The organism is Frigoribacterium faeni, from assembly GCF_007988805.1.
Lineage (GTDB): Bacteria > Actinomycetota > Actinomycetes > Actinomycetales > Microbacteriaceae > Frigoribacterium > Frigoribacterium faeni.
Window position 1 is genome coordinate 67,557 of record NZ_BJUV01000014.1, and the last position, 24,892, is coordinate 92,448.

The window sequence follows — 24,892 nt, forward strand, 5'->3', positions numbered from 1 at the left end:
CGGCCGAAGGTCGGAGTTCGACGGAGGGGAAGGGGCTCCGCGTCCCCACGACGCGGAGCCCCGGGAGGCCCGCCGCGCGCTGATCGCCCGCGACGGGAGCCGAGAGGGCCCGGGTCAGGGGGCCGAGGCGAGGCGGGCGCGGAGGTCGGCCAGCTCGGCGTGCAGCTCGGGCGGGAGCGTGCCGCCGAACCGGGCGAAGAACGCGTCGGTGAGGGTGCACTCGGCGAGCCAGGCCTGGGTGGGGACCGCGAACGACTCGGCCAGCGCCTCCTCGGTGATCTCCAGACCGGTCAGGTCGAGCGCGCCCGGCGCCGGGGCGGAGCCGAGCGGCGTCTCGACCGCCTCGGCGGTGCCGGCCAGGCGACCGGCGATCCAGGCGATCACCCGCGAGTTCTCGCCGAACCCCGGCCAGAGGAACGACCCGTCGGCGCCCTTGCGGAACCAGTTCACCTGGAACACCTCCGGCGCCGCGTCGCCGAGCCCGGCGCCGACCCGCAGCCAGTGCGCGAAGTAGTCGCCCATGTCGTAGCCGCAGAACGGCAGCATCGCGAACGGGTCGCGGCGCAGCTCGCCGACGACCCCCTCGGCCGCCGCGGTCTGCTCGGACGCGACCGTGGCTCCCACGAAGACCCCGTGCCGCCAGGACCGCGCCTGGGTCACCAGCGGCACGTTCGTCGCCCGTCGACCGCCGAACACGATCGCGTCGAGCGGCACCCCGGCGTGGGCGTCCCAGTCGGGGCTGAGCGACGGGCACTGCTCGATCGGCGCCGTGAAGCGCGAGTTCGGGTGCGCCGCGGGGGTCGAGGAGGCGCGGGTCCAGTCGTCTCCGCGCCAGTCGATCAGATGGTCGGGCGCCTCGTCGGTCAGCCCCTCCCACCAGACGTCGCCGTCGTCGGTCAGCGCGACGTTGGTGAAGATCGTGTTCGCGTGCAGGGTCCGCACCGCCGTCGGGTTCGAGGTCTCGCCGGTGCCGGGCGCGACGCCGAAGAAGCCGGTCTCGGGGTTCATCGCCCAGAGGCGGCCGTCGGCGCCGGGCCTCATCCAGGTGATGTCGTCGCCGAGGGTCTCGACCCGCCAGCCCGGGAGGGTGGGCTGCATCATCGCGAGGTTGGTCTTGCCGCAGGCCGACGGGAACGCCGCGGCGATGTGGAACGCCCGCCCCGCCGGGTCGGTCACCCGGATCAGCAGCATGTGCTCGGCGAGCCAGCCCTCGTCGCGGCCCATCGTCGACGCGATGCGCAGCGCGAAGCACTTCTTCGCGAGCAGGGCGTTGCCGCCGTAGCCCGAGCCGAACGACCAGATCTCGCGCGTCTCGGGGAACTGCGTGATGTACTTCGTCTCGTTGCAGGGCCAGGCGACGTCGTCGCGGGTCTCCCCTCGCTCGTCGCGGAGCGGGAAGCCCACGCTGTGCACGCCGCGGACGAACGGCACCTCGCCGTCGGCCCCGCCGAACGCGGCCAGCGGCTCGGACCCGACGCGCGCCATGATGCGCAGGTTCAGCACGGCGTAGGCCGAGTCGGTCAGCTGCACGCCGAGCTGCGACAGCGGTCCGCCGACCGGGCCCATGCTGAACGGCACCACGAACAGGGTGCGACCGCGCATCGACCCGGCGAACCACGGGCGGAGCTCGCGCGTCATCGCCCCGGCCTCGCGCCAGTTGTTGGTCGGGCCGGCGCCCGCGGGATCGGTCGTGCAGATGAAGGTGCGGTCCTCGACGCGGGCGACGTCGCCGGGGTCGGTGCGGGCGAGGTGGCTGCCCGGGCGGAGCTCGGGGTTCAGCGCGATCAGCGACCCCGCCTCCACGAGCTCGTCGGTCAGCCGGGCGGCCTCGGCGTCGGAGCCGTCGATCCAGTGCACCGCGTCGGGCTCCAGCAGCTCGACCTGCTCGGCGACCCAGGCCACGAGCGCGCGGGGCGCCCACGACGGCGCGGGCGCGGTGCTCGGCTCGGTGTCGAGCGGTCGGGTGGTGATCATCGGACGGCCTCCAGGATCGGCTCGGACGGGGACGGGGACGGGGACGGATCGGACGCGTCCGGGAGGGAGGGACGAGGGGCGCCCTCGCGCCCGGGTGCCGGGGACTCCGCCGACGCGACCCGCGGGAACGACGGCGGCGTGCCTCCTGCGAGGTGCTCCAGCAGCCGGACCACCTGGCAGCTGTAGCCGAACTCGTTGTCGTACCAGACGTAGAGGACGGCGGAGTCGCCGGCGACGACGGTCGCGAGGCCGTCGACGACGCCGGCGTGCCGGGAGCCCACGAAGTCGGTCGAGGCGACCTCGGGCGACTCGATGTAGTCGATCTGCCGGCGCAGCGGCGAGTCGAGCGAGGCCCGGCGCAGGTGCGCGTTCAGCTCGGCGCGGTCGGCCGGCCGGCGCAGTCGCAGGTTGAGCACGGCCACCGACACGTCGGCCGTCGGCACCCGGATCGCGCTGCCGGTCAGTCGCCCGGCCAGCCCGGGCAGGGCCTTGGCGACGGCGGTCGCCGCACCCGTCTCGGTCAGCACCATGTTGAGCGCCGCCGAGCGCCCGCGACGGTCGCCGGGGTGGAAGTTGTCGGTGAGGTTCTGGTCGTTCGTCACGGCGTGCACCGTCTCGATGTGGCCGGACTCGATGCCCCAGCGCTCGTCGACCACCGCCAGCACGGGCGTGATCGCGTTGGTCGTGCACGACGCCGCCGCCACCACCTCGTGGTCGCCGGCCGCCTCGTGGTTGACCCCGAAGACCACGTTCGGCAGGGAGCCCTTCCCCGGGGCGGTGAGCAGGACGCGGGACGCTCCCCGCGCCTCCAGATGGCGGCGGAGGGACGGCTCGTCGCGCCAGCGGCCGGTGTTGTCGACGACGATCGCGTCGTGGATGCCGAACGACCCGTAGTCGACGGTCGCCGGGTCGTCCGAGTAGATCACCTGGATCGTCGTGCCGTTGGCGACGATGGTGTCGGTGGCCTCGTCGACCGTGATGGTGCCGGCGAACGGCCCGTGGATCGAGTCGCGGCGCAGCAGGCTCGCCCGCTTGGCCAGGTCGGTCGACGACCCGCGCCGCACGACGACGGCCCGCAGCCGAAGGCCCCCGTCGCCTCCGGCGTGCTCGATCAGGAGGCGCGCCACCAGTCGACCGATCCGCCCGAACCCGTAGAGCACGACGTCGCGCCCTGGTCGGGGCGCGCTCTCGTGCCGCCCGACGATCTCGGCGAGCTCGGCCCGGACGACGTCGGCGAGATCGCGGCCGGCCGGGTCGTCGCGGTGCCGGGCGCTGAGGCGGGCGAGGTCGATCGAGGCGGGCCCGAGCGCGAGGCCGTCGAGCAGCCGCAGCACCTCGAGGGTCTGCTCGGGATCGAGCACGAGGTCGTCGAGCTGCCGGGCGAAGCGGTGCGCCTTGAGGATCGCCACCGGCGACCGGTCGAGCAGGCTGCGGCCGTGGATCGAGACGACCACGGCGTCGCGGCGGTGGAGGCGGCCGATCAGCGGGATCATCGACTCGGCGAGGGCGACCCGGTCGCTCCAGTCGCGCTGGCGGTGCTCGTAGACCTCGGCGGTCGGGCTCGTGGCCATGGATGTCTCTTCTCTCGTCGTCGAAAGGGGTGTTTATCCACTGTGCGCGCCTCCTCGGTTGATCTTCGAGGGTCGAGTGCGTAAAGATCGGTTGTTCTTGCGCGAACGTCAAAGGCTGCCGTGCTCGCGCGGACCCGGAGGGCCCCATGATCGACGCCGATCCCCTGCTGCTGGGCAGGGCCGTGCGCCACGCGCGCACCGCCCGCGGCCTCACCCTCGATCAGGTCGCCGCGCTCGTCGGGGTCAGCGCCAGCCGCCTCTCCCTGATCGAGACCGGCCGCCGCGAGCCGAAGCTGAGCCTGGTGCGGTCGATCGCCGACGCCCTCGACGTGCCGCTGGCATCGCTGCTCGACAGCGAGCCGCCCAGCGAGCGGGCCGCCCTCGAGATCGAGCTCGCCCGGGCGCAGCGCGGGTCGCTGCACCGGTCGCTCGGGCTGCCCGACCTCAAGGTCAACAAGGGAATCTCGACGCCGGTGCTCGAGACGATCGTCGGGCTGCACCGCGAGCTCGCCCGCACGCGGAGCGAGGCGAGCGCCACCCCCGAGGAGGCGCGGCGCGCGAACACCGAGCTGCGTCACTGGATGCGTGAGCGCGACTCGCACCTGCCGCACATCGAGGAGGCGGCCGGCGACCTCCTCCGCAGCGTCAGGCACACGACCGGTGCGCTGACCCACAGCGAGGTCGGCAGGATGGCGCGCGGGCTCGGCCTCGAGATCATCCACGTCGCCGACCTGCCGCATTCCGCCCGCTCGGTGATGGACCTCGCCAACGGGCGGATCTACCTGCCGCCGGCGTCGATCCCCGGAGGCCACGGTCTCCGGGCTCTGGCGCTGCAGGCGATGGCGCACCGCCTCCTCGGTCACGAACGTCCGTCGACCTACGCGGAGTTCCTGCGGCAGCGCCTCGAGATCAACTACTTCTCGTCGGCCTGCCTCATGCCGCTCGACGCCGCCGTCGACTCGCTGCAGCGCGCGAAGGCCCGGCACGATCTCTCGGTCGAGGACTTCCGCGACGGCTTCGGCGTGACGCACGAGGCCGCCGCCATGCGGCTGACCAACCTGATGACGTCGCACCTCGGCATCCGCATGCACTTCCTGCGCCTGACCGGCGACGGCGCCATCGCGAAAGCGGCCGAGAACGACGGGCTGCCGCTGCCGACCGACGTGACGGGAGCGGTCGAGGGTCAGATCGTCTGCCGGCACTGGGCGGCCCGCACCGCGTTCGCCCGCACGAACCGCACCACCGAGAACCACCAGTACGACGACACCCCGGCCGGCACCTTCTGGTCGGCGTCGCAGACCGGGACGACCGACCGCGACGAGTTCTCGATCACCATCGGCGTCCCGTTCGCCGACGCGAAGTGGTTCCGGGGGCGCGACACCGACCGCCGCGAGACGTCGACCTGCCCGGACGAGTCGTGCTGCCGGCGCCCGCCGACCGCGCTCTCGGCCCGCTGGCGCGACAACGCCTGGCCGAGCGCGCGCCTGCACGCGCACATCCTCGCGCCCCTGCCGTCGGGGACGTTCCCCGGGGTGGAGGACACCGAGGTGTACGAGTTCCTGGACCGGCACGCCGGGTAGGGGTCGCGCGGCGGCTCGTCTTGCGGCGGCTCGTCTCGCCTCGTCGATGCGACCCGACGCGGCGTCCGTGTCGGGCGAGGACCCCCCGTCGAGTCACCTCGTCCGGGGCGGCTGCGCGAGACTGGTGCGATGGACACGCTCGCGCTGCTGCTCGGCCGGTGGCGCGTCGAGCGGCGGGTGCTCGACCACCGCACCGGCGACGAGACGGTGTTCGCGGGCACGGCGGTCGTCGAGGAGGCGCGCTCGGGCTCCGCCCCCGGGGCCACCTACGTCGAGGACGGCGAGCTGAGCCGCGGCGAGCACCGCTCCCCCGCCGGCCGGCGTCTCACCTACCACCCGCGACCCGACGGGGCGCTCGACGTGCGCTTCGCCGACGGACGGCGCTTCGTCGACCTCGACCTGCGGTCAGGAGCGTGGGAGGCGCATCACCCGTGCGCGCCCGACAGCTACCTCGTCGAGACGGAGGTCGTCTCGCCCACGTCGTTCGTCGAGCGCTGGACGGTGCGCGGCCCCGCCAAGTCGTACGACGCCACGACGACCTACACGCGCACGCCCTGACGAGCGCGCGCGTCGCGGCCCCCGGGCCTCGAGTGGTCAGAAGATGCTCTTCCCGCCACGACGAGGAGCATCTTCCGACCACTCGACGCCGACGCGAGAGCGAGAGCGAGCGCGAGCGCGGGTCTGGCCCACGCGACCCACCCCGCCTCGAAAGACCCGAGTGGTCAGAAGACGCTCTTACCGCGACGACGAAGAGCATCTCTTGACCACTCGAGGCGAGCGCGCGAGCGAGGGCCGGACGCGAGCGCGAGCGAGCGTGGTCGACGCTCTCGCGCGAGCGAGGCCGGGCGCGAGCTCGAGCTCCCGCTCCGCCTCAAAGACTCGAGTGGTCAGAAGATGCTCTTCCCGCCACCACGAAGAGCATCTTCTGACCACTCGAGGCCGACGCGAGAGCAAGCGCGAGCGCACGCGAACGTGGTCGACGCGCTCTCGCGCGAGCGAGGCCGGGCGCGAGCTCGAGCTCCCGCTCCGCCTCGAAGACTCGAGTGGTCAGAAGATGCTCTTCCCGCCACAACCAAGAGCATCTTCGGACCACTCGATCGGCGCGCGGGATCGAGCGCGGGCGCACGGGATCGAGCGCGGACCCACGGGGTCGAGCGCGAGCACGAGGGCACGCGCTTGCGCCCGGGCGCTCGCGCTCGCACGGGCCCGCGCCCGCTCGTCGGATCAGCCGGTGTTCTGCAGGCCGGCGGCGATCCCGTTGACGGTGAGCAGCAGGAGGCGGTGGTCGGCGTCGGCCGGGTCTCCCCCGCCCGCCTGACGGATCGAGCGGAGCGACCGGAGCTGCAGCAGCGAGAGCGCGTCGACGTAGGGGCTGCGCAGACGCACCGAGCGGCTGAGCACCGGGCGCCCGTCGAGGACCTCGGAGTGCTCGCTGACCTTGAGCACCCACTCGCGGGTGAGCGCCATCTCGTCGAGCACCGCCCCGGCGAGGTCATCGCGCTCAGCGAGCCCGAGGTACTCGCGGGCGATGTGCCCGTCGGTCTTCGCCAGCGAGAGCTCGACGTTCTTGATCATCGTGCGGAACAGCGGCCACGAGGCGTAGGCGTCACGCAGCAGCTCGACGTCGCCGACGGCGGCGAGCGCCGAGCCCAGGCCGTACCAGCCGGCGAGGTTGATGCGCGCCTGGGTCCAGGCGAACACCCACGGGATCGCCCGGAGGTCCTCCAGGGACTCGACCGAGAGGCCGCGACGGGCCGGGCGCGAGCCGAGCGCGAGCAGGCCGACCTCCTCCATCGGGGTGACGGCGGCGAACCACGACGCGAAGCCGTCGGCCTTGACGAGCCCGAAGAACGCGGCGCGCGACGCGGCGTCCATCGTGCGGACGACCTCGGCGAAGCGCGCGGCGGCCTGGGCGTTCTCGGCTTCGTTCGACGGGCTGGAGGCGAGCAGCGTCGCCGCGGCCATCTGCTCGAGGTGCCGGGCGCCGATGGCCTGGTTGCCGTACTGGGCGATGATGACCTCGCCCTGCTCGGTGATCTTGAAGCGGCCGTCGACCGAGTGCGGCGGCTGCGCCAGCACGGCCTCGTTCGCCGGTCCGCCGCCGCGGCCCAGGGCTCCGCCGCGACCGTGGAAGAGGGTCAGCGTGATGTCGTTCGCCGCCGCCCAGTCGGCGATCCGGGCCTGGGCGTCGTAGAGCGCGAAGGTCGCCGACACCGGCCCGACGTCCTTCGACGAGTCCGAGTAGCCGAGCATGACCTCGAGGCGGCGACCGGTCTCGGCGAGGCGACGCTGCACGACCTCGGTGGCCAGCGCCTCCTCGAGGATGCGGGTGCTCGCCTCGAGGTCGGCGAACGTCTCGAACAGGGGGATCACGTCGAGCACCGGCGCGTCCTCGGCGGAGCCGAGAGCGAAGGCGGCGAGCTCGTGCACGTTCGCGAGGTCGGCGGACGACTGGGTGAACGACACGATGTACCGGGAGGCGGCCCGGACTCCGTACCGCACCTGCAGATCCTTGATGGTGCGGAAGACGGCGAGGACCTCCTCGGTCATCTCGCTCGTCTCGCCTCCGGCGCGCAGCTCGGCGAGCGCCGTGCGGTGCACCTGCGAGTGCTGGCGCACCTCCAGCTCGGCGAGGTGGAAGCCGAACGTCTCGACCTGCCAGACCAGACCCTGCAGCTCGCCGTTCGCGGCGCGGTGCGCCCCGGCCGCACGGAGCGACTGCTGGACGGTGCGGAGGTCGGCGAGCAGCTGCTCCGGAGCGTCGTAGCGGAGCGGGTCGCCGTCACGGCGCGTGGCCTCGATGCGGGCGGCGACGAAGAGCAGCACCCGGCGGTGCGTCTCGTGCGGCGAGCGGACGCCGATGCTGGACGCGAGCGCGGGGTCGAGGGTCCGCTGCGCCTCGGCGAGGGCGACCAGCGCCGCGTCGGCGGGCGTGTCGGCCTCGTCGAGGGTGAGGGTGGCGCCGACGCGGGAGGCAGCGCGGTGCAGACCGAGCAGGATGTGCTCGGCGGCGATGTCGGCCGCCTGGCGGGTGACGTCGGCGGTCACGTGCGGGTTGCCGTCTCGGTCGCCGCCGATCCAGCTGCCGAGTCGGAGGAACGCGGGCGCCACGGCGGGCTCGCGGCCGGCCCGGTCGCCGAGGAGGCGGTCGTCGAGCAGGCGGTACACCTGCGGCACGATCTCGAAGAGGGTCTGGTCGAAGACGCTCATCGCGGTGCGCACCTCGTCGAGGGGCGTCGGGCGGGTGGTGCGCAGCGGGGAGGTGCGCCAGAGCGTGTCGACCTCCTCGAGCAGCCGACGCTCGGCCTCGGCGGCGGCGATGTCGTTCTGCAGGCGGTCGCGCTCGTCCATCAGGTCGCTGATGCGGCGGATGGTCGACGCGACGGCCCGGCGACGCGCCTCCGTCGGGTGCGCCGTGAGGACGGGATGGAACCGGAGGTCGCTCAGTCGCTTCGAGGCCTCGTCGGCGCCGACCTCGTCGACCAGCTGACGGAGGGTGTCCGACACCGAGTCGGACGCCGTGCGCTGCGCCGAGCCGCGACGGCGGAGCACGCGCACGCGGTGGTGCTCCTCGGCGAGGTTGCTGAGGTGGAAGTAGCAGGTGAACGCCCGCGCGACCTGCTCGGCGCGGTCCTGATCGAGGCCGTCGACGATGCGCTGGGCGTCGTCGAGCGAGGACCCGCCCGCGCCTTCGTAGGCGGCGATGACGGCGGCGCGCACGGCCTCGACGTCGCGGTAGAGGTCGTCGGAGCCGGATTCGCGCAGCACCCTGCCGAGCAGGCTGCCGAGGAAGCTCACGTCGGCGCGCAGGTCGCCGTCGACGGCCCCGCGGATGTCGTCACGGCTGCTGCCGTCGGCACGTCTCGATGTCTCGATGTCGGTCACCGCCCCATTCTGGACGACGCGGCGGCTCTGTGACGCACATCGCGCCTCCTCGGTTCGCGTCGGGGGTCGCAGCGGCCGCGGCGCGAGTCGCCGCACCGCGTATCGTGCACCGCACCCTGTCTAGACGGGATGCGGTGCACGGAACGTGGTGCAGTGCGCGGAACCCGGTGCGGAGAACGGGGCGCGGTGCGATGCACGGAACGCGGTGCGGCGTACGGGATGCGGTGCGCGGAACCCGGTGCGGTGCGCGGAACGCGGTGCGGTGCCCGGGACGCGGTGCCGTGCAGCGGGACCGGCGCGCCGCGGCTCAGGAGCGGGCGCGCGGCACGAGCCGCTCGAGCTGGGTGACGTGCTTCGGCTCGAGCTCCTCGAGGGAGTTCACGCCGAGGAGGCGCATGGTGCGCGCCACCTCGACCGACAGGATCTCGATGGCCCGGTCCACACCCTCGCGGCCGCCCGCCATGAGCCCGTACAGGTACGCCCGTCCGATCAGCGTGAAGCGCGCCCCGAGGGCGACCGCGGCCACGATGTCGGCACCCGACATGATGCCCGTGTCGAGGTGCACCTCGGTGTCGCCGCCGACCTCGCGCACGACGTCGGGCAGCAGGTGGAACGGGATCGGGGCCCGGTCGAGCTGCCGCCCGCCGTGGTTCGACAGGATCAGCCCGTCGACGCCGAGGTCGGTCACGCGGCGGGCGTCGTCCACGGTCTGGATGCCCTTGACCACGAGCTTGCCCGGCCACTGCGACTTGATCCAGGCCAGATCGTCGTACGTCACCGTCGGGTCGAACATGGTGTTCAGCAGCTCGGCGACGGTGCCCGACCAGCGGTCGAGCGACGCGAACGCGAGCGGCTCGGTGGTCAGGAAGTCCACCCACCACCACGGCCGCGGCAGCGCGTCGATGATCGTCTTCGGGGTCAGCGACGGCGGGATGGTCATGCCGTTCCGCGAGTCGCGCAGTCGCGCCCCCGCGACCGGCACGTCGACGGTCACGAGCAGCGTGTCGAACCCGGCCTTCGCCGCCCGGTCGACCAGCGCCATCGAGCGGTCGCGGTCCTTCCACATGTAGAGCTGGAACCAGTTGCGTCCGTCGGGCGCGGCCGCCGCGACGTCCTCCACGCTCGCCGTGCCCATCGTCGACAGGCTGAACGGGATCCCCGCCGCGGCCGCCGCCGCGGCGCCGGCCTTCTCGCCCTCGGTCTGCATCATCCGGGTGAAGCCGGTCGGCGCGATCCCGAAGGGCTGCTCGACCCGCTTCCCCAGGACGTCCCAGCCGGTGTCGACCGTCGCGACGTCGTGCAGGATCGCCGGGTTGAACTGCACGTCGCGGAACGCCTGCCGCGCCCGCCGCAGCGAGATCTCGGCCTCCGCGGAGCCGTCGGTGTAGTCGAACGCCGCCGTGGGCGTCCGCCGCTTGGCGATCCGACGGAGATCCTCGATGGTCAGAGCCTCGCGCAGCCGTTTGGCCTTGAGGTCGAACGTGGGCTTCTTGAACTGCATCAGCGGCGCGAGATCGTGGAACTTCGGGATGCGACGGTCGACCATGGTGGGTCCTTTCGGGTGGAGAGGAGGGAGTTCAGGAGGCGCGCGCGGCGGCCCGGGACGCCACCGACCGCGGTCGGTACGTCACGGGGGCGGACGAGGCCGAGACCAGCGCCCGCAGGGCCTCGAGCGACGACGACGGGTCGACGAGGCCGGCGGCTCTCGCCTGCACCAGCACGTTGCCGATCGCCGTCGCCTCGACGGGGCCGGCAAGCACCGTGCAGCCGGTGCGATCGGCCGTCAGCTGGCAGAGCAGGGCGTTCTGCGACCCGCCGCCGACGACGTGCACGGTGCGGATCGTGCGGCCCGAGAGCCGCTCGGCGTCGCGCAGCGTCGTGGCGTAGGCGGCGGCCAGCGATTCGAGGATGCTCCGCACCACCTCGGCGCGGCCCCGCGGCGGTTCGACGTCGTGCTCGACGCACCAGGCCTCGATGCGGGCGGGCATGTCGCCGGGCGGCGAGAACCGCTCGTCGGTGGCGTCGAACACCGACACGGGCCGCGTCACCTCGGCCGCCTCGGCGAGCAGGGCGGCGAGGTCGCTGCTGCGCTCGGCGGCGGACGCCCCCGAGCCGTCCCAGCTGCGCATCGACTCGCTGAGCAGCCACAGGCCCGAGACGTTCTTGAGGAACCTCGTCCGGCCGTCGACCCCGCCCTCGTTGGTGAAGCCCGCCGCGCGCGCCTCCTCCGTGAGCAGGGGCGAGGGGAGCTCGAGGCCGACGAGCGACCAGGTGCCGCTCGAGACGTAGGCGGCGTCGTCGCCGGCCAGCGGCACGGCGACGACGGCGGAAGCCGTGTCGTGCGAGCCGACGGCGGTGACCCCGAGCGCGGGCCCGGCGCCGATGATCGACGCGACCGACGGGAGCAGCGGACCGAGACGGGTGCCGGGCTCGACCAGCGAGGCGAAGAGCCCGCCGGGCAGGCCGACCCGGTCGAGGAGGTCGACGTCCCAGGCGCGGTCCACCGGCGAGAGCAGCCCCGTCGTCGACGCGTTGGTCGACTCGGTGGCCGCGACCCCGGTCAGCCACCACGAGAACAGGTCGGGCACGAGCAGAGCGCGGTCGGCCAGGTCGAGGACTCCGGAGGCGCGGTCCGCCGCCAGCTGGAACACCGTGTTGAACGGCAGATGCTGCAGCCCGGCGCGCGTGAACAGCTCCTGGGGCGAGACGGCCGCGTGCACCGCCGCCACCCCCTCGGCCGTGCGCTCGTCGCGGTAGTGGTAGGGCGTGCCGAGCAGCCGCCCGTCGCGGAGCAGCGCGTAGTCGACGGCCCACGAGTCGACGCCGATCGAGACCAGGTCGGGCTCGTCGCGCACGGCGGCGGCGAGCCCCGCGGTGACCGACCGCCAGAGGCCGAGGACGTCCCAGTGCAGGCCGACCCGACCCGCGCCTCCTCGGCTCCCGCCCTCGGGCACGGTGACCGGGTCGTTCGCGAACCGGGCGACGTGCCGCAGCCGGACGCCGTCGCGGTCGGCCCAGCCGAGCATGACCCGGCCGCTCGTCGCGCCGAGGTCGACGGCCGCGACCGCCCCGCTCATCGGAGGAAGGCCGCGGCGACGCCCGCGTCGACGGGGATGTGCAGCCCGGTCGTGTGCGAGAAGTCGCTGGTGCAGATGGCGTAGACGGCCGCGGCGACGTTCTCGGGCACGACCTCGCGCTTGAGGATGGTGCGCTGCGCGTAGAAGGCGCCCAGGTCCTGTTCGTCGATGCCGTAGGTCTTGGCGCGGTTGGCGCCCCAGCCGCTGGCGAAGATGCCCGAGCCGCGCACGACGCCGTCGGGGTTGATGCCGTTGACGCGGATGCCGTGCTCGCCGAGCTCGGCCGCGAGCAGTCGCACCTGGTGGGCCTGGTCGGCCTTGGTCGCCGAGTAGGCGATGTTGTTCGGACCGGCGAACACCGAGTTCTTCGACGAGATGTAGACGATGTCGCCGCCGAGCCCCTGGTCGACGAGCACCCGCGCCGCGTTCTTCGCGACGAGGAACGAGCCCTTGGCCATGACGTCGTGCTGGAGGTCCCAGTCGGCCTCGGTGGTGTCGAAAAGAGACTTCGAGAGGCTCAGTCCGGCGTTGTTCACGACCAGGTCGAGACCGCCGAAGGCGAGCAGCACCTCGGCTATCGAATCCTGCACGGCCGTCTCGTCGCTCACGTTCGCCGCGACCCCGCGGGCCACGTCGGGCCCGCCGATCTCGGCCGCCGCGGCCTGCGCCCTGCCGAGGTCGAGGTCGGCGATGACGACGCACGCGCCCTCGGCGGCGAGGCGGGTGGCGATGGCCTTGCCGATGCCCGACGCGGCGCCGGTGACGAGCGCGATGCGGCCGGCCAGCGGCTTGGGCTTCGGCAGGCGCTGCAGCTTGGCCTCCTCGAGGGCCCAGTACTCGATGCGGAACTTCTCGACCTCGTCGATCGGCGCGTAGGTGGAGAGGCCCTCGGCGCCGCGCATCACGTTGATCGCATTGACGTAGAACTCGCCCGCGACCCGGGCGGTCTGAGCGTCCTTGCCGAAGGAGAACATCCCCACGCCGGGCACGAGCACGATCAGCGGGTCGGCGCCGCGGATGGCCGGGCTGCCGGGCGTGGCGTGGCGGTCGTAGTACGCCTGGTAGTCGACGCGGTACTGCTCGTGCAGCTCGCGGAGACGTGCGATCGACGCGTCGACGTCGGCGTCGGCCGGCAGGTCGAGCACCAGCGGCGTCACCTTGGTGCGGAGGAAGTGGTCGGGGCAGCTCGTGCCGAGCGCGGTCAGCCGCGGGTGCTCGGCGGCGGCGAGGAAGTCGAGCACGACCTCGTCGTCGCTGAAGTGACCCACCTGAGGGGCGTCCTGCGAGGCGAGGCCGCGGATGGTCGGGGCCAGGGCCGCCGCCTTGGCGTGCCGCTCGGTCTCGGGCAGCGCGGCGTATCCCTCGAGCACGGGGCCGAAGGGCTCGGGGCGGGCGTGCTCGGCGATGTGGGCCTCGGCTGTCTCGATGATCCACCGCGAGTTCGCCTCGGCCTCGTCGCTCGTGTCTCCCCAGGCCGTGATGCCGTGCCCGCCGAGGATGGTGCCGATCGCCTCGGGGTTCTCCGCCTTGATGGCGGCGATGTCGAGCCCGAGCTGCCAGCCGGGGCGGCGCCACGGCACCCAGACGACGCGGCCGCCGAAGATCTCGGCGGTCAGCCGCTCGCCGTCGGCGGCCGTCGCGATCGCGATGCCGGCGTCGGGGTGCAGGTGGTCGACGTGCGCCGCGTCGACGAGCCCGTGCATCGCCGTGTCGATCGACGGGGCCGCGCCGCCCTTGCCGTGCAGCGCGTAGTCGAACGCGGCCACCATCTCGTCCTCGTGCTCGGGGCCGCGGTAGACGTTCGCCAGCCCCCGCAGCCGATCGAGCCGCAGCACCGCCAGGCCCGACTCGGTCAGCGTGCCGAGGTCGCCGCCCGACCCCTTCACCCAGAGCAGCTCGACCGGCTCGCCCGTCGCCGGGTCGAGGGCCGTGCCCTTGGCCGACGTGTTGCCGCCCGCGTAGTTCGTCACCCGGGGGTCGGCCCCGAGTCGGTTGCTGCGGGCGATCAGGTCGGCCGCGGCGGTGGAGGTGGTCGTGGTCATGGATCCGTCTTCTGTCTGGGCCCCCGAGGAGGCGCGGGTCGTGTCGGGCAGGTCGGCTGCGGGTCGCTGCGGGCGGGTCTGCTGCTCAGGTCCAGCTGAGCTGCTTGCCGCCGACGCGCTCCGCGGCGAGGCGCTCGGGGGTGCCGCTCGCGAGGTAGGCCGCCATCGGGTCGCGGGGCAGACCGCGCGACTCGCGCCAGTCGGCCAGGGCCGGGCGCACGTCGGTGTAGAAGGCGTCCATCAGCACGGCGTTCGCGCCGAGGACGTCGTGGGAGGCGCGGGCCGCGTCGAGCGCGGGGCGGTCGACGAGCAGGGCGCGCGCGGTCATCTCCTGCACGTTCAGCACGCTGCGGATCTGACCGGGGATCTTGTCCTCGACGTTGTGGCACTGGTCGAGCATGAACTGGACGGGCGATCCGACGTCGAGGCCGCCGCCGTCGACGACCTCGAACAGGATGCGGAACAGCTGGAACGGGTCGGCCGCGCCGACGATGAGGTCGTCGTCGGCGTAGAACCGCGAGTTGAAGTCGAACGAGCCGAGCTTGCCGAGGCGGAGCAGCTGCATCACGATGAACTCGATGTTGGTGCCGGGCGCGTGGTGCCCGGTGTCGAGGCAGGTCAGCGCCTGGTCGCCGAGGGCCGACACCTGCGCGTAGCTCGTGCCCCAGTCGGGGACGTCGGTGTGATAGAACGCCGGCTCGAAGAACTTGTACTCGAGCACGAGGCGCTGTTCGGGGTCGAGCCCGGCGTAGATCTCGGCGAGCGACTCGGCGAGGTGGTCCTGGCGCTGACGCAGGGAGTCCTGGCCCGGGTAGTTCGTGCCGTCGGCGAGCCAGATCTTGAGGTCGCGCGATCCGGTCTCGCGCATGATGTCGAGGCAGCGGAGGTGGTGGTCGATCGCCTTGCGCCGGACCGCCGCGTCGCTGTGCGCGAGGCTGCCGAACTTGTAGGCGTCGTCCTGGAAGGTGTTCGAGTTGACCGTGCCGAGCGCGACGCCGAGGCCCTCGGCGTACGACCGGAGGGCGCCGAAGTCGTCGACCTCGTCCCACGGGATGTGCAGGGCCACGCTCGGCGCGAGGCCGGTGTATTCGTGCACCCGCGCGGCGTCGGCGATCTTCTCCTCCGCCGTGCGCGGCGTGCCGGGCGTGCCGAAGACCTTGAAGCGGGTGCCGGAGTTGCCGAACGCCCAGCTGGGCAGCTCGATGGCCTGGCGCTCGAGCGTCGGGGCGATGGACTCGAAGGTGGTCATGAGGTCTCTTCCGTGGTCGTGGTCGTGCGGTCGTCGGACGTCGTCGATGACGCCGGGGTCGGTGATGCCGTGGTCGGGGATGCCGTGGTCGGGGATGCGGCCGGGTCGGTGGAGTAGCGGCCTCCGCCCGGCAGGCCGAGCTGGGCCTCGAGGTTGAAGACCTGCGTCAGCAGCTCGAAGCCCTCGTCGGGCGGGGTGCCGTCGAGGGAGGTGAAGAACTCGGCCATCGACGCCTGCCAGCGGGTGTTCACCTCGGTGCGGGCCATGGCGGCCTGCGCCTCTTCGAGCGAGGCGGCCTCCACGGTGCCGACGAGCAGCCCGTCGGGCGCCGCGAAGAGCGAGTACGAGTGCCAGCCGCTGTCGTGCAGCGCCTGGAGCATCTCGGGCCAGACCTCGGCGTGGCGACGCGTGTACTCGGTCAGCCGGTCGGGAGCGACCTGGAGGCGGAACGCGTAGCGCTCGTGCTCGTCTGCGGTCATGGGGTGTTCTCCGGTTCGTCGTTGAATCGTTTCAATACGCCGAGCGTAGCAACTGCCGCCGCGCCCGACAAGTGGTCTCAGCGGCGCGTCGACCCGAGGCTGCGCTCGAACCCGTCGGCGTCGTCGAACGGCGCCGACACGTGCCGGTGGTCGATGCCGAGCAGGGAGGCCGCGGCGGCGACGTCGCGGGCCACGTGTCCGACGCAGAGGCCCCAGTGGTGCCCGATGCCGGTGCGCGACCACTCGTCGACCCACTCGCCGGGGTCGCCGCCGAAGTCGACGCGCGAGGTCGTGTTGCCGATGGCGAGCAGCGGGCCGGGAACGACCTCGCCCTCGCTCGTGACGAACGACAGCGCGCCGTCGCGGTCCTGCCCGAGACCGAACGTCGTGACCGGACCGGGCTGCACGTCGAACTCGACGCTGACCCCGTAGCCGCGCTTGCCGTGGAAGACCCCGAGCCCGCGGAGGATCGGGCGCGACGACGAGATCGCCAGGTGCGCCGGCCCGTCGTGGCCCATCTCGACCACGTCGTCGTCGAAGTTGATCGCCTGGATCTCGGTGAACGAGCCGCCGACCCCGAGCGCCTGCGCGGCGAGCATCGCGACCGACGTGCGGAGCTCGTACTCCCCCACCGCCGGCAGCCCGCGGGCGTTGAGCAGGGACGCACCGAGGATCATCCCGGCCCCGAGCCGCTCGTGCTGCTCGCCCTCGAGACCGCGGTGGTAGTAGGCGAGCGAGTCGAGGTCGAAGTCGGCGACCAGCCGGTCGAGCCCGACCGAGACGCGGGCGCCCCAGTCGAAGTCCTCCTGGTCGACCGACGCGTCGACCTCGAACACCTCGCGGGCGAGGGCCACGCGTTCGCGCACCTCGGCGTCGGTGACGGCGTCGACGCGCACGCGGAGGTCGTCGAACTCGAGCACCTCGACGTGCGACCCGAAGTGCGTCGAGAGCAGGGTGAGGTCGGTCGAGACGTCGAGCATGCCCGGATAGAGGTGCCCCATGAGGCCGTGACGCGCCTCCCGGAGTCTCGCCCTGACCCCCGCCGCGTGCACCCAGCGCTCGATGCGCCGCCAGGCGCGCTCGCTGCGCAGGTGCCCGGTCACCGAGCGGAACTCGATGCCGGCCCGACGGAACACGTTGGCGACCTCGGGCACCGGGCACTGGCCGCAGTACGCCAGCCACAGTCCGGTGTCGAACCGGTCGTGGTCCATCCTCTCGCTCGGCTGCAGGTCGATCACGAGCACCGGCACCCCGGCCCGCTGCGCGATCGGGAGCACCATCGACGAGGTGAGGTACGTGGTCAGGAAGACGACGATGAGGTCGCAGTCGGCGGTGCGCAGCGTGTCGGCGGCGACCCGCGCCTCCTGGGCGTCCGAGATGAAGCCGGTGTCGATCACCTCGGCGTCGAGCCCGCCGAAGCGGTCGACGACGTAGCGGGTGGACTCCTGCAGCTGCGGCAGCAGCCCGGGGAACTGCGGCCAGTACGTGCCGAGACCGCCGGCGACCAGGCCGACGCGGGTGCGGCGGCGACGGATCGGGGGCAGCAGGTCGTGGACGGCGGCGGTGCTGGTGCTCATGGCGTGACGACTCCGGTGTCGACGGGGGCGCTCGCGCGCCGGACGGGCCGAGGAGGCGCGGTGCGCTCTCCGAGGGAGGGCGGGACCGCCGGGGTGGTCGCCCCGGCGGTCCCGTGACGACGACTAGAAGTCGTAGTCGTCGATGTTGTCGGCGTCGAACTCGGTCGGCGGGCCGACGATGACGATGCCGTCGGCGCCCACGGTGCGCTCACCGAGGTCGCCGGCCGTGAAGGTGTCGCCCTCGGCGCCGGTGATGGTGCCGTCGACGAGCGCCTGGCCCGCGTAGGCGGCGACGTAGCCGAGCTGCGCCGGGTCCCAGAGGGCGAACGCCGTGACGGTGCCGTCCTTCACGAACTCGCGCATCTCGTTCGGCAGGCCGAGGCCGGTCAGCGCGACCTTGCCCTTGTACTCCGAGGTCGAGAGGTAGCGGGCGGTCGCGGCGATGCCGACCGTGGTGGGCGAGATGATGCCCTTGAGGTCGGGGTTGGCCTGCAGCAGACCCTGCGCCTCCTGGAACGACTTCGCGTCGTCGTCGTCGCCGTAGACCTTGGAGACGATGGTGATGCCCGCGTAGTCGGGGTTCGTGTCGACCTCCTCCTCGATGTACTTGATCCACTCGTTCTGGTTCGTGGCGTTCGCCGTGGCCGAGAGGATCGCGATGTCGCCCTCGCCGCCGATCTGCTCGCTCATCTGACGGATCTGGATCAGGGCGACGTCCTTCGCCTCCACCTGGCTGATGAACACGTCGCGGTAGTCGGGGTTCGTGTCGGAGTCGAACGCGACGATCTTCGCTCCGCCGTCCCGCGCCTCCTGCAGGGCCGGGCCGACCGCGTCGGGGTCGTTGGCCGCGATCACGATGACCTTGGTGCCCTGCTGCGTGAGCGTGTTGATGAAGGTGACCTGCGACGAGGCGCTGGCCTCGAGCGGGCCGACGACGCTGTAGTCGTAGCCGATGGCCTTCGAGGCCTCCTCGCCGCCGCCGAGCACGACGTCGGTGTACGGGTTGTTGAGCTGCTTGGGCACGAAGGCGATCGACTCGGCGCCGCCGGAGCCGGAGCCCGACGAGGCGTCGTCGCCGCCGGAGCCGGCGGTGAGGGCGCAGCCCGAGGTGACCAGCGCGACGCCGGCGAGCGCGGCCGCGGCGGCCACGGCGCGGCGCACGGTGCGCCTCGTGGAGGTGGTGAACATCATCGTTCCGTCCTTTGCTGTGTGGGGTGATGCGTGGGGGTGGGTCGGGTGGTGCGGACTGGGGGGCCCGTCGGGGTCAGGCCGAGGCGACCGCCGAGGCGGCGAGCACGTCTCTCGCGGCCCGTCGTGACCGGCGTCTCTCGCGGACGACCGCGATGAGGCTGGGGGCGACGACGCTGCCGACGAGCAGCAGGCCGGTGACGACGTTGAGCACGACGTCGCTGATTCCGCCGAGCCGCAGCGCGTAGCTGACGCTCGAGATGATCAGCACGCCGGCGACGACGCCGGGGATCGAGCCGCGGCCGCCGAAGATCGAGACCCCGCCGAGCAGCACGGCCGCGATGACCGCGAGCTCGATGCCGGTCGCGTTGTCGCTGCGGGCGCTCGAGTAGCGGAGGGTCCAGTAGATGCCGACGAGGGCGGAGACGACGCCGGTGGCGACGAACATCCAGAACTTGGCGCGGCCGACGCGCACGCCGACGAAGCTCGCGGCCTCCTTGCTGAAGCCGATGGCCGGCAGCGCGCGCCCGAACGAGCTGAAGTGCAGCAGCACCCCGAAGAACACGACGATCACGGCGACGCCGATCATGACGGTGGGGATGCCGGTGCCCCCGATCTTCGAGGTGAAGAACGCCGTCAGAGCGGGCGGGAAGTTCGCGACCGCGTTGTCGCCGATCACGACGAGCGCGAGTCCGCGGTAGAGCGCGAGCGTGCCGATGGTCACGGCGAGCGACGGCAGGCCGACGGCGGTGACGAGCAGGCCGTTCAACGCCCCGCAGCCGATGCCGATCAGCACGCAGACGACGAAGATCTCGGGGATGCCCCACCCGGCCGCCCAGAGCACGCCCATCGCGGCGCTGGTCAGACCGGCCGTGCTGGCGACCGAGAGGTCGATCTCGCCGGTGATGATGACGAGGGCCATCGGCATCGCGATCATCAGGATCGGGATCGCGTCGAGCAGCAGGAACCCCGTGGTCTGCACGCTGGCGAACCGCGGGACGGTCAGCGCGCAGACGATCAGCGTGCCGAGCAGCGCGTAGATCATGATCGCGCCGCGGCCGGTCAGCCGACGCCGCCGGCGGAGCTTCCGCTCGGCGGCCGACTCGGGATCGCGGCGGATGGCCGGGGCCTCGCGAACGGGAGCCGAGGAGGCGCGGCCCGCGTCGGCGACGCCGGTCGCCGGGGTCGAGGTGGTGGTCTGGTCAGGCATGCGTGGCCTCGCTCGTGCGGAGTCGTCTTGCCTTGCGGATCGAGGCGATCCGTTCGACGAGGATGGCGGTCAGGATGAGGATGCCGACGATGGCCTGCTGCCAGAACTTGTCGACGCCGAGCGCGGTCAGGCTGCTCGTGATGGTGGTGAGCAGCACGGCGCCGATCGCGGCGCCGACGACGCTGCCCGAGCCGCCGAAGATGGCGATGCCGCCGACGACGGCCGCGGCCACGATGTCGAGCTCGAGACCCGTGCCGGTGGTCGCGCCGACCGAGTTGAAGCGCGAGGCGTAGAGCACTCCGGCGAGCCCGGTCAGCGTGCCGTTGAGGACGAACGCGGTCAGCACGCGGCGGCTGACCGGGATGCCGAAGAGGCGGGCGGCCTGATCGTCGGAGCCGATCGCGTAGAGGTCGCGCCCCGGCCGGGTGCGGGCCAGGAAGACCGCGACGAGCACGACCACGACGATCGCGATGACCGTGATGATCGGGACGCCGAGCACCGTGTCGACCGACAGGCGGCCGAACGCGGCGGGGCGGTCCCCGGCGAAGTACTGCTGGCCGCCGGCCCAGGCGTTGTTGACGCCCCGGTAGATGTAGAGCATGCCGAGGGTGATCACGAGCGACGGCACCCGGGCCACCGTGACGAGGAAACCGTTGATCGCCCCGAGCAGAGCGCCGAGGGCGAGCCCGATGAGGAAGACGAACACGATCGGGATGTCGGGTGCGGCGGCGAACACCGACCCGGTGCCGAAGGCGACCAGGCCGAGGATCGAGCCGACCGAGAGATCGATGTTGTTCGTGATGATCACGGTGCCGAGGCCGACGGCCATGATCACCGTGATCGTCGCGTTGAGCATGAGGTCCTTGACGCCCTGCGCCGACAGGAACAGCGGGTTCGCGATCGTGGTGATGATCACCAGGGCCACCAGGGCGGACGCGACGGGCACCTCGCGCTGGCGGACCAGCGTGCCGAAGGGGTTGCGCCTCGTCGGGGTGCTCGGGGCGAGGGCGTGCGAGGTCGTCATCGGGCGGTCTCCGTGGTCGGGGTGGCGGGTCCGCCGGTGGCGCCGCTCGTGGCGGCCGAGGCGCCGACGGCGGCCGGTTCGGCGCCGACGACGGCGGGTTCGGCGCCGGTGGCGGCGTGCATCACCGTCTCGGGCGTGGCGTCGGCGCGGTCGAGGGTCGCGGTGAGGCGCCCCTCGTGCATCACGAGCACCCGGTCGGCCATGCCGAGCACCTCGGGCAGCTCGGACGAGATCATCAGCACGGCGATGCCGCGGCCGGCGAGGTCGCTGATCAGACGGTGCACCTCGCTCTTGGTGCCGACGTCGATGCCGCGGGTGGGCTCGTCGACGATCAGGAACGAGGGATCGGTCGCCAGCCACTTGGCCAGCACGACCTTCTGCTGATTGCCGCCGGACAGGGTGGACACGGCCAGCTCCTGGCTGCCGGTCTTGACCTGCAGGCGGCGCGACCAGTCGGCCGCCGCCTCGCGCTCGCGTCGAGCGCTGACCAGGCCGAGGCGGCTGAGGGTCGACCGCAGGGTCAGCGTCGTGTTGCGGCTGACCGACATGTCCATGACGAGGCCCTGCTTGCGGCGGTCCTCCGGGACGAAGCCGATGCCCGCCTTGATCGAGGCCAACGGGTCGCGGGGGGCCAGCCGTCGCCCGCCGATCGTCACCGAGCCGGCGTCGTAGCGGTCGATGCCGAACAGGGCCCGGGCGACCTCGGTGCGGCCCGCTCCGACCAGACCGGCGAGCCCGACGATCTCGCCGGCCCGCACCTCGAACGAGATGTCGTGGAAGACGCCCGCTCGCGTCAGACCGTCGACGCTGACGACGATGTCGCCGACCCGCGCCTCCTGCTTGGGGAACAGCTGGTCGACGTCGCGGCCGACCATGGAGCGCACGATCTCGTTCGTGGTCACCTCGCTCGTGGCGTGCTCGGAGATGAAGGCGCCGTCGCGCATGACGGTGATGCGATCGCTGAGACCGAAGACCTCGTCGAAGCGGTGCGAGATGAACATGATGGCGCTTCCGCGGTCGCGGAGGGCCCGGGCGACGCCGAACAGGCGCTCGACCTCGACGCCGCTGAGGGCGGCCGTCGGCTCGTCCATGATCAGCACCTTGGCGTCGAGCGAGATGGCCTTGGCGATCTCGATGATCTGCTGGTCGGCGATCGAGAGCCCCTCGGCGACGCGGTCGGGGTCGATCGGCACGCCGAGTCGCTCGAAGAGCGCGCGGGCGTCGGCGCGCATCGCGGCCCGGTCGATGAACCCGAGGCGCGTGGTCGGCTGCCGGCCGATGAAGATGTTCTCGGCGACGGTCAGGTCGGGGAACAGCGTCGGCTCCTGGTAGATGACGCTGACGCCGGCGGCCTTGCTCTCGGCCGGGCTGCGGAACACGATGGGGTGCCCGTCGAAGAGGAAGTCGCCGCTGTCGGGCTGGTGCACGCCGGCGAGGATCTTCACCATCGTCGACTTGCCCGCGCCGTTCTCGCCGACCAGCGCGTTGATCTCGCCGGCCCGCAGCTGGACGCTGCCGCTGGACAGGGCCACGACCGCCCCGAACGTCTTGCGGGCGTCGCGCAGTTCGAGCACCGGGGCCGTCGGCGACAGCCCGCCGGATGTGGCTTCGATCGTCATCGATCGTTCTCCTCGTCGTTCTCGTCATCGAGAAAGTGAATCGTTTCAAGTTCGGTTCGTGCCGACTGTAGGGGCAGACGATCGTCGACGTCAAGAGCCGTCGCTCGGGTGTCGGTCACAGGTCGGTCACGGGCGTGGCACACTCGTCGGAGACCACGCGACGACCGGGGAGGCGCGATGAGGCAGGCGAGCATCCGCGACGTCGCCGAGACGGCCGGCGTCTCGGTCGGCACGGTGTCGAACGTGCTGAACAACCCCGCCAAGGTCAGCGAATCGACCATCGCCCGGGTGAGCGACGCCATCGCGACCCTCGGCTTCGTCCGCAACGACGCCGCCCGCCAGCTGCGGGGCGGCGACAGCCGGGTGATCGGGCTGATCATCCTCGACGGGGGCAACCCGTTCTTCACCGACGTCGCCCGCGGCGCCGAGGCGGCCGCCGAGACCTCGGGCCGGGTGATCCTGCTGGGCAACAGCGACCAGCTCGTCGAGCGCGAGGCCCACTACCTCGACCTGTTCGACGAGCGTCGCGTGATGGGGATCCTCATCTCGCCCGTCGGCGACGTGTCCGACCGGTTGCGTCGACTCCGCCGGCGCGGCATGCCCGCCGTCCTCGTCGACCGCCGGGCCGACCTCACGGAGTTCTCGTCGGTGTCGGTCGACGACGTGCGGGGCGGGTACCTGGCGACGGAGCACCTCCTCGGTCTCGGTCGACGTCGCATCGCCTTCGTCGGCGGGCCGAGCGACCTGCAGCAGGTGGCCGACCGTCTCGAGGGGGCGCGGGCGGCCGTCGCGGCGGTGCCCGGCGCGACCCTCGAGGTCGTCGAGGTCGCCGCCCTGACCGTGCAGAACGGGCGCGAGGCCGCCGCCGCCCTGGCCCGCCGCCCGCTCGACCGACGGCCCGACGCGGTGTTCGCCGCCAACGACCTGGCCGCGATGGGCGTGCTCCAGGCGCTCGTCATGCAGGGCGACGTGCGGGTGCCCGACGACATCGACTTCGCCCGCGCCGCCGTGGTGCCCCTCAGCTCGGTCCGCCAGCCCAGCGCGCTGATCGGCCAGACCGCCGTCGAGATCCTGGGCGACGAGGCGGACGACCCCGAGCGGGCTCCGCGGCAGATCGTGTTCGAGCCGGAGCTCGTGGTGCGCGAGAGCACGACGCCGGGGGTCTCGGCCGGCTGAGCCGCGCCTCCTCGGCCCGGGGTGCCGCTGCTGCGCACCGCACCGCGTTCCGTGCACCGCACCGCGTTCCGCGCAACGCACCGCCTTTCGTGCACCGCACCGCGTTCCGCGCAACGCACCGCCTTTCGTACAGCGCACCGGGACTAGACACGGTGCCGCGCACGAGACACGGTGCGCAGCCCGCGCCGCGGGGTTCGCGCGGCGCTGCACCGCGTCTCGTGCACCGCACCGCCCTCCGTGCACCGCACCGCGTTCCGTGCAGCGCACCGCCTTTCGTGCAGCGCACCGGGTTGCGAGGCACGGCGCCGGTCCGCACCGCCTTTCGTGCAGCGCACCGGCTCTAGACCCGGTGCCGCGCACGAAACACGGTGCGCAGCCCGCGCCGCGGGGTTCGCGCGGCGCTGCACCGCATTCCGTGCAGCGCACCGCGCTCCGTGCACTGCACCGCGTTCCGTGCACCGCACCGCCTCTCGTGCACCGCACCGGGACTAGACACGGTGCGGTGTTCCGATCGCGGTGCGGCGGGCTCGCGGCGGGTCAGCCCTCGAGCAGGGGGCGGCAGTCGCCGAGGGCGGACACGTCGCGTGGATCCGGGCAGAGCGTGCCCGTCCAGGAACCGTCGACTCCCCCACCGTACGAGTCGAACGCCGTCGTCGTGAAAGTCTCGACGCCCTCGATCCCCGGACCGACGAACGCGAACGACACAATCGGGTCACCCTCGGTCGTCGGCGCCGACCAGGCGAGTTCGGCGGAGGCCCCCGCCGCGGAGGCATCGGCGAGGCAGTCGAGGGCGGACCGGGGCAACTCGTCACCCTGCTGCACCGCGAACTCGCCGCAGGTCTCGGTGGCGTCGCCCGAGCGGACCATCCCACCGGCGTTCTCGAGCGCCCGAGCGGCGGCGATCGGATCGTCGGGCGCGCCTCCCGGTCCGTTCGCGGCGGTCTGCGCGCACGAGGCGAGCCCGAGCCCCAGCAGCGCGCAGAGCACGGCGACGGCGGACCCCGTAGCAAGCGCCGCCCGCCTCGATGGTGCGTCCATGTGCGACCCCCTTCCGCTCAGCGAACCAAGCCGCCGCTCTGCTGACAAGGGCCCGGCGCGTCTCGTGACCTCTTCGTGACGACCGCACCGCGTCCCGAACAGCGCACCGGAACTAGACGTGGTGCGGTGCGCGGAACGCGGTGCGGTGGCTATGGGGCCGCGCGGGCGGCCGGCGCGGGCGGCCGGCGCGGGCGGCCGGCGCG

The 24,892-nt window shown here is 72.7% G+C and carries 17 protein-coding genes; 3 read left to right on the forward strand and 14 right to left on the reverse strand.

Features of this window, described 5'->3' with window-relative positions; genetic code table 11:
* Positions 1 to 114 precede the first annotated feature (114 nt).
* A complete protein-coding gene (locus FFA01_RS08470; protein ID WP_146854957.1) occupies positions 115 to 1,974 on the reverse strand; it encodes a phosphoenolpyruvate carboxykinase (GTP) in 1,860 nt (619 codons plus the stop codon).
* Positions 1,971 to 3,545, reverse strand: coding sequence for a glyceraldehyde-3-phosphate dehydrogenase (locus tag FFA01_RS08475; RefSeq protein WP_146854959.1), 1,575 nt, complete (start codon positions 3,543 to 3,545; stop codon positions 1,971 to 1,973). The genes FFA01_RS08470 and FFA01_RS08475 overlap by 4 nt, the downstream gene beginning before the upstream one ends.
* 146 nt (positions 3,546 to 3,691) lie before the next feature.
* Between FFA01_RS08475 and FFA01_RS08480 the strand changes: the two genes are divergently transcribed.
* The gene (locus FFA01_RS08480) at positions 3,692 to 5,125 is read left to right on the forward strand and encodes a helix-turn-helix domain-containing protein (protein WP_146854961.1); all 1,434 of its coding nucleotides are present in this window, start codon (positions 3,692 to 3,694) and stop codon (positions 5,123 to 5,125) included.
* A gap of 129 nt (positions 5,126 to 5,254) precedes the next feature.
* On the forward strand, positions 5,255 to 5,683 hold the full coding sequence (locus FFA01_RS08485) for a DUF6314 family protein (RefSeq protein ID WP_146854963.1): 429 nt from the start codon (positions 5,255 to 5,257) through the stop codon (positions 5,681 to 5,683).
* Positions 5,684 to 6,349: 666 nt separating this feature from the next.
* On the opposite strand, the gene FFA01_RS08490 is transcribed toward FFA01_RS08485, so the two are convergent.
* The 11 genes from FFA01_RS08490 to FFA01_RS08540 form a co-directional block, all read right to left on the reverse strand.
* Positions 6,350 to 9,010 carry a phosphoenolpyruvate carboxylase gene (locus tag FFA01_RS08490; RefSeq protein ID WP_146854965.1) on the reverse strand — a complete coding sequence of 887 codons (2,661 nt, stop codon included), beginning with the start codon at positions 9,008 to 9,010 and terminating at the stop codon, positions 6,350 to 6,352.
* 307 nt (positions 9,011 to 9,317) lie between these two features.
* Positions 9,318 to 10,556 carry an alpha-hydroxy acid oxidase gene (locus FFA01_RS08495; protein WP_146854967.1) on the reverse strand — a complete coding sequence of 413 codons (1,239 nt, stop codon included), beginning with the start codon at positions 10,554 to 10,556 and terminating at the stop codon, positions 9,318 to 9,320.
* Positions 10,557 to 10,587: 31 nt separating this feature from the next.
* On the reverse strand, positions 10,588 to 12,087 hold the full coding sequence (locus FFA01_RS08500; protein WP_146854969.1) for a rhamnulokinase: 1,500 nt from the start codon (positions 12,085 to 12,087) through the stop codon (positions 10,588 to 10,590).
* A complete protein-coding gene (locus FFA01_RS08505; RefSeq protein ID WP_146854971.1) occupies positions 12,084 to 14,129 on the reverse strand; it encodes a bifunctional aldolase/short-chain dehydrogenase in 2,046 nt (681 codons plus the stop codon). Before FFA01_RS08505 ends, FFA01_RS08500 begins: the two co-directional genes overlap by 4 nt.
* An 85-nt stretch (positions 14,130 to 14,214) precedes the next feature.
* Positions 14,215 to 15,378, reverse strand: a complete 1,164-nt coding sequence (gene rhaI / locus FFA01_RS08510) for an L-rhamnose isomerase (protein ID WP_146854973.1) — start codon at positions 15,376 to 15,378, stop codon at positions 14,215 to 14,217.
* Positions 15,375 to 15,857 carry an L-rhamnose mutarotase gene (locus tag FFA01_RS08515; RefSeq protein WP_146854975.1) on the reverse strand — a complete coding sequence of 161 codons (483 nt, stop codon included), beginning with the start codon at positions 15,855 to 15,857 and terminating at the stop codon, positions 15,375 to 15,377. The genes rhaI and FFA01_RS08515 overlap by 4 nt, the downstream gene beginning before the upstream one ends.
* Positions 15,858 to 15,934: 77 nt before the next feature.
* On the reverse strand, positions 15,935 to 17,434 hold the full coding sequence (locus FFA01_RS08520; RefSeq protein WP_146854977.1) for an L-fucose/L-arabinose isomerase family protein: 1,500 nt from the start codon (positions 17,432 to 17,434) through the stop codon (positions 15,935 to 15,937).
* 123 nt (positions 17,435 to 17,557) lie between these two features.
* A complete protein-coding gene (gene rhaS / locus FFA01_RS08525; RefSeq protein ID WP_307725045.1) occupies positions 17,558 to 18,625 on the reverse strand; it encodes a rhamnose ABC transporter substrate-binding protein in 1,068 nt (355 codons plus the stop codon).
* A gap of 73 nt (positions 18,626 to 18,698) precedes the next feature.
* On the reverse strand, positions 18,699 to 19,832 hold the full coding sequence (locus tag FFA01_RS08530) for an ABC transporter permease (protein WP_146854980.1): 1,134 nt from the start codon (positions 19,830 to 19,832) through the stop codon (positions 18,699 to 18,701).
* Entirely contained in the window at positions 19,825 to 20,856 is a 1,032-nt protein-coding gene (locus tag FFA01_RS08535; RefSeq protein WP_146854982.1) for an ABC transporter permease, read from the reverse strand. The genes FFA01_RS08530 and FFA01_RS08535 overlap by 8 nt, the downstream gene beginning before the upstream one ends.
* Positions 20,853 to 22,475 (reverse strand): sugar ABC transporter ATP-binding protein, encoded by a 1,623-nt coding sequence (locus FFA01_RS08540; protein WP_146854984.1) that lies wholly within the window; start codon positions 22,473 to 22,475, stop codon positions 20,853 to 20,855. The genes FFA01_RS08535 and FFA01_RS08540 overlap by 4 nt, the downstream gene beginning before the upstream one ends.
* 177 nt (positions 22,476 to 22,652) lie before the next feature.
* Between FFA01_RS08540 and FFA01_RS08545 the strand changes: the two genes are divergently transcribed.
* On the forward strand, positions 22,653 to 23,651 hold the full coding sequence (locus FFA01_RS08545; RefSeq protein ID WP_182501150.1) for a LacI family DNA-binding transcriptional regulator: 999 nt from the start codon (positions 22,653 to 22,655) through the stop codon (positions 23,649 to 23,651).
* Positions 23,652 to 24,188: 537 nt separating this feature from the next.
* Here the strand turns inward: FFA01_RS08545 and FFA01_RS08550 are convergent.
* The gene (locus FFA01_RS08550) at positions 24,189 to 24,689 is read right to left on the reverse strand and encodes a hypothetical protein (protein ID WP_146854987.1); all 501 of its coding nucleotides are present in this window, start codon (positions 24,687 to 24,689) and stop codon (positions 24,189 to 24,191) included.
* Positions 24,690 to 24,892: the final 203 nt, after the last annotated feature.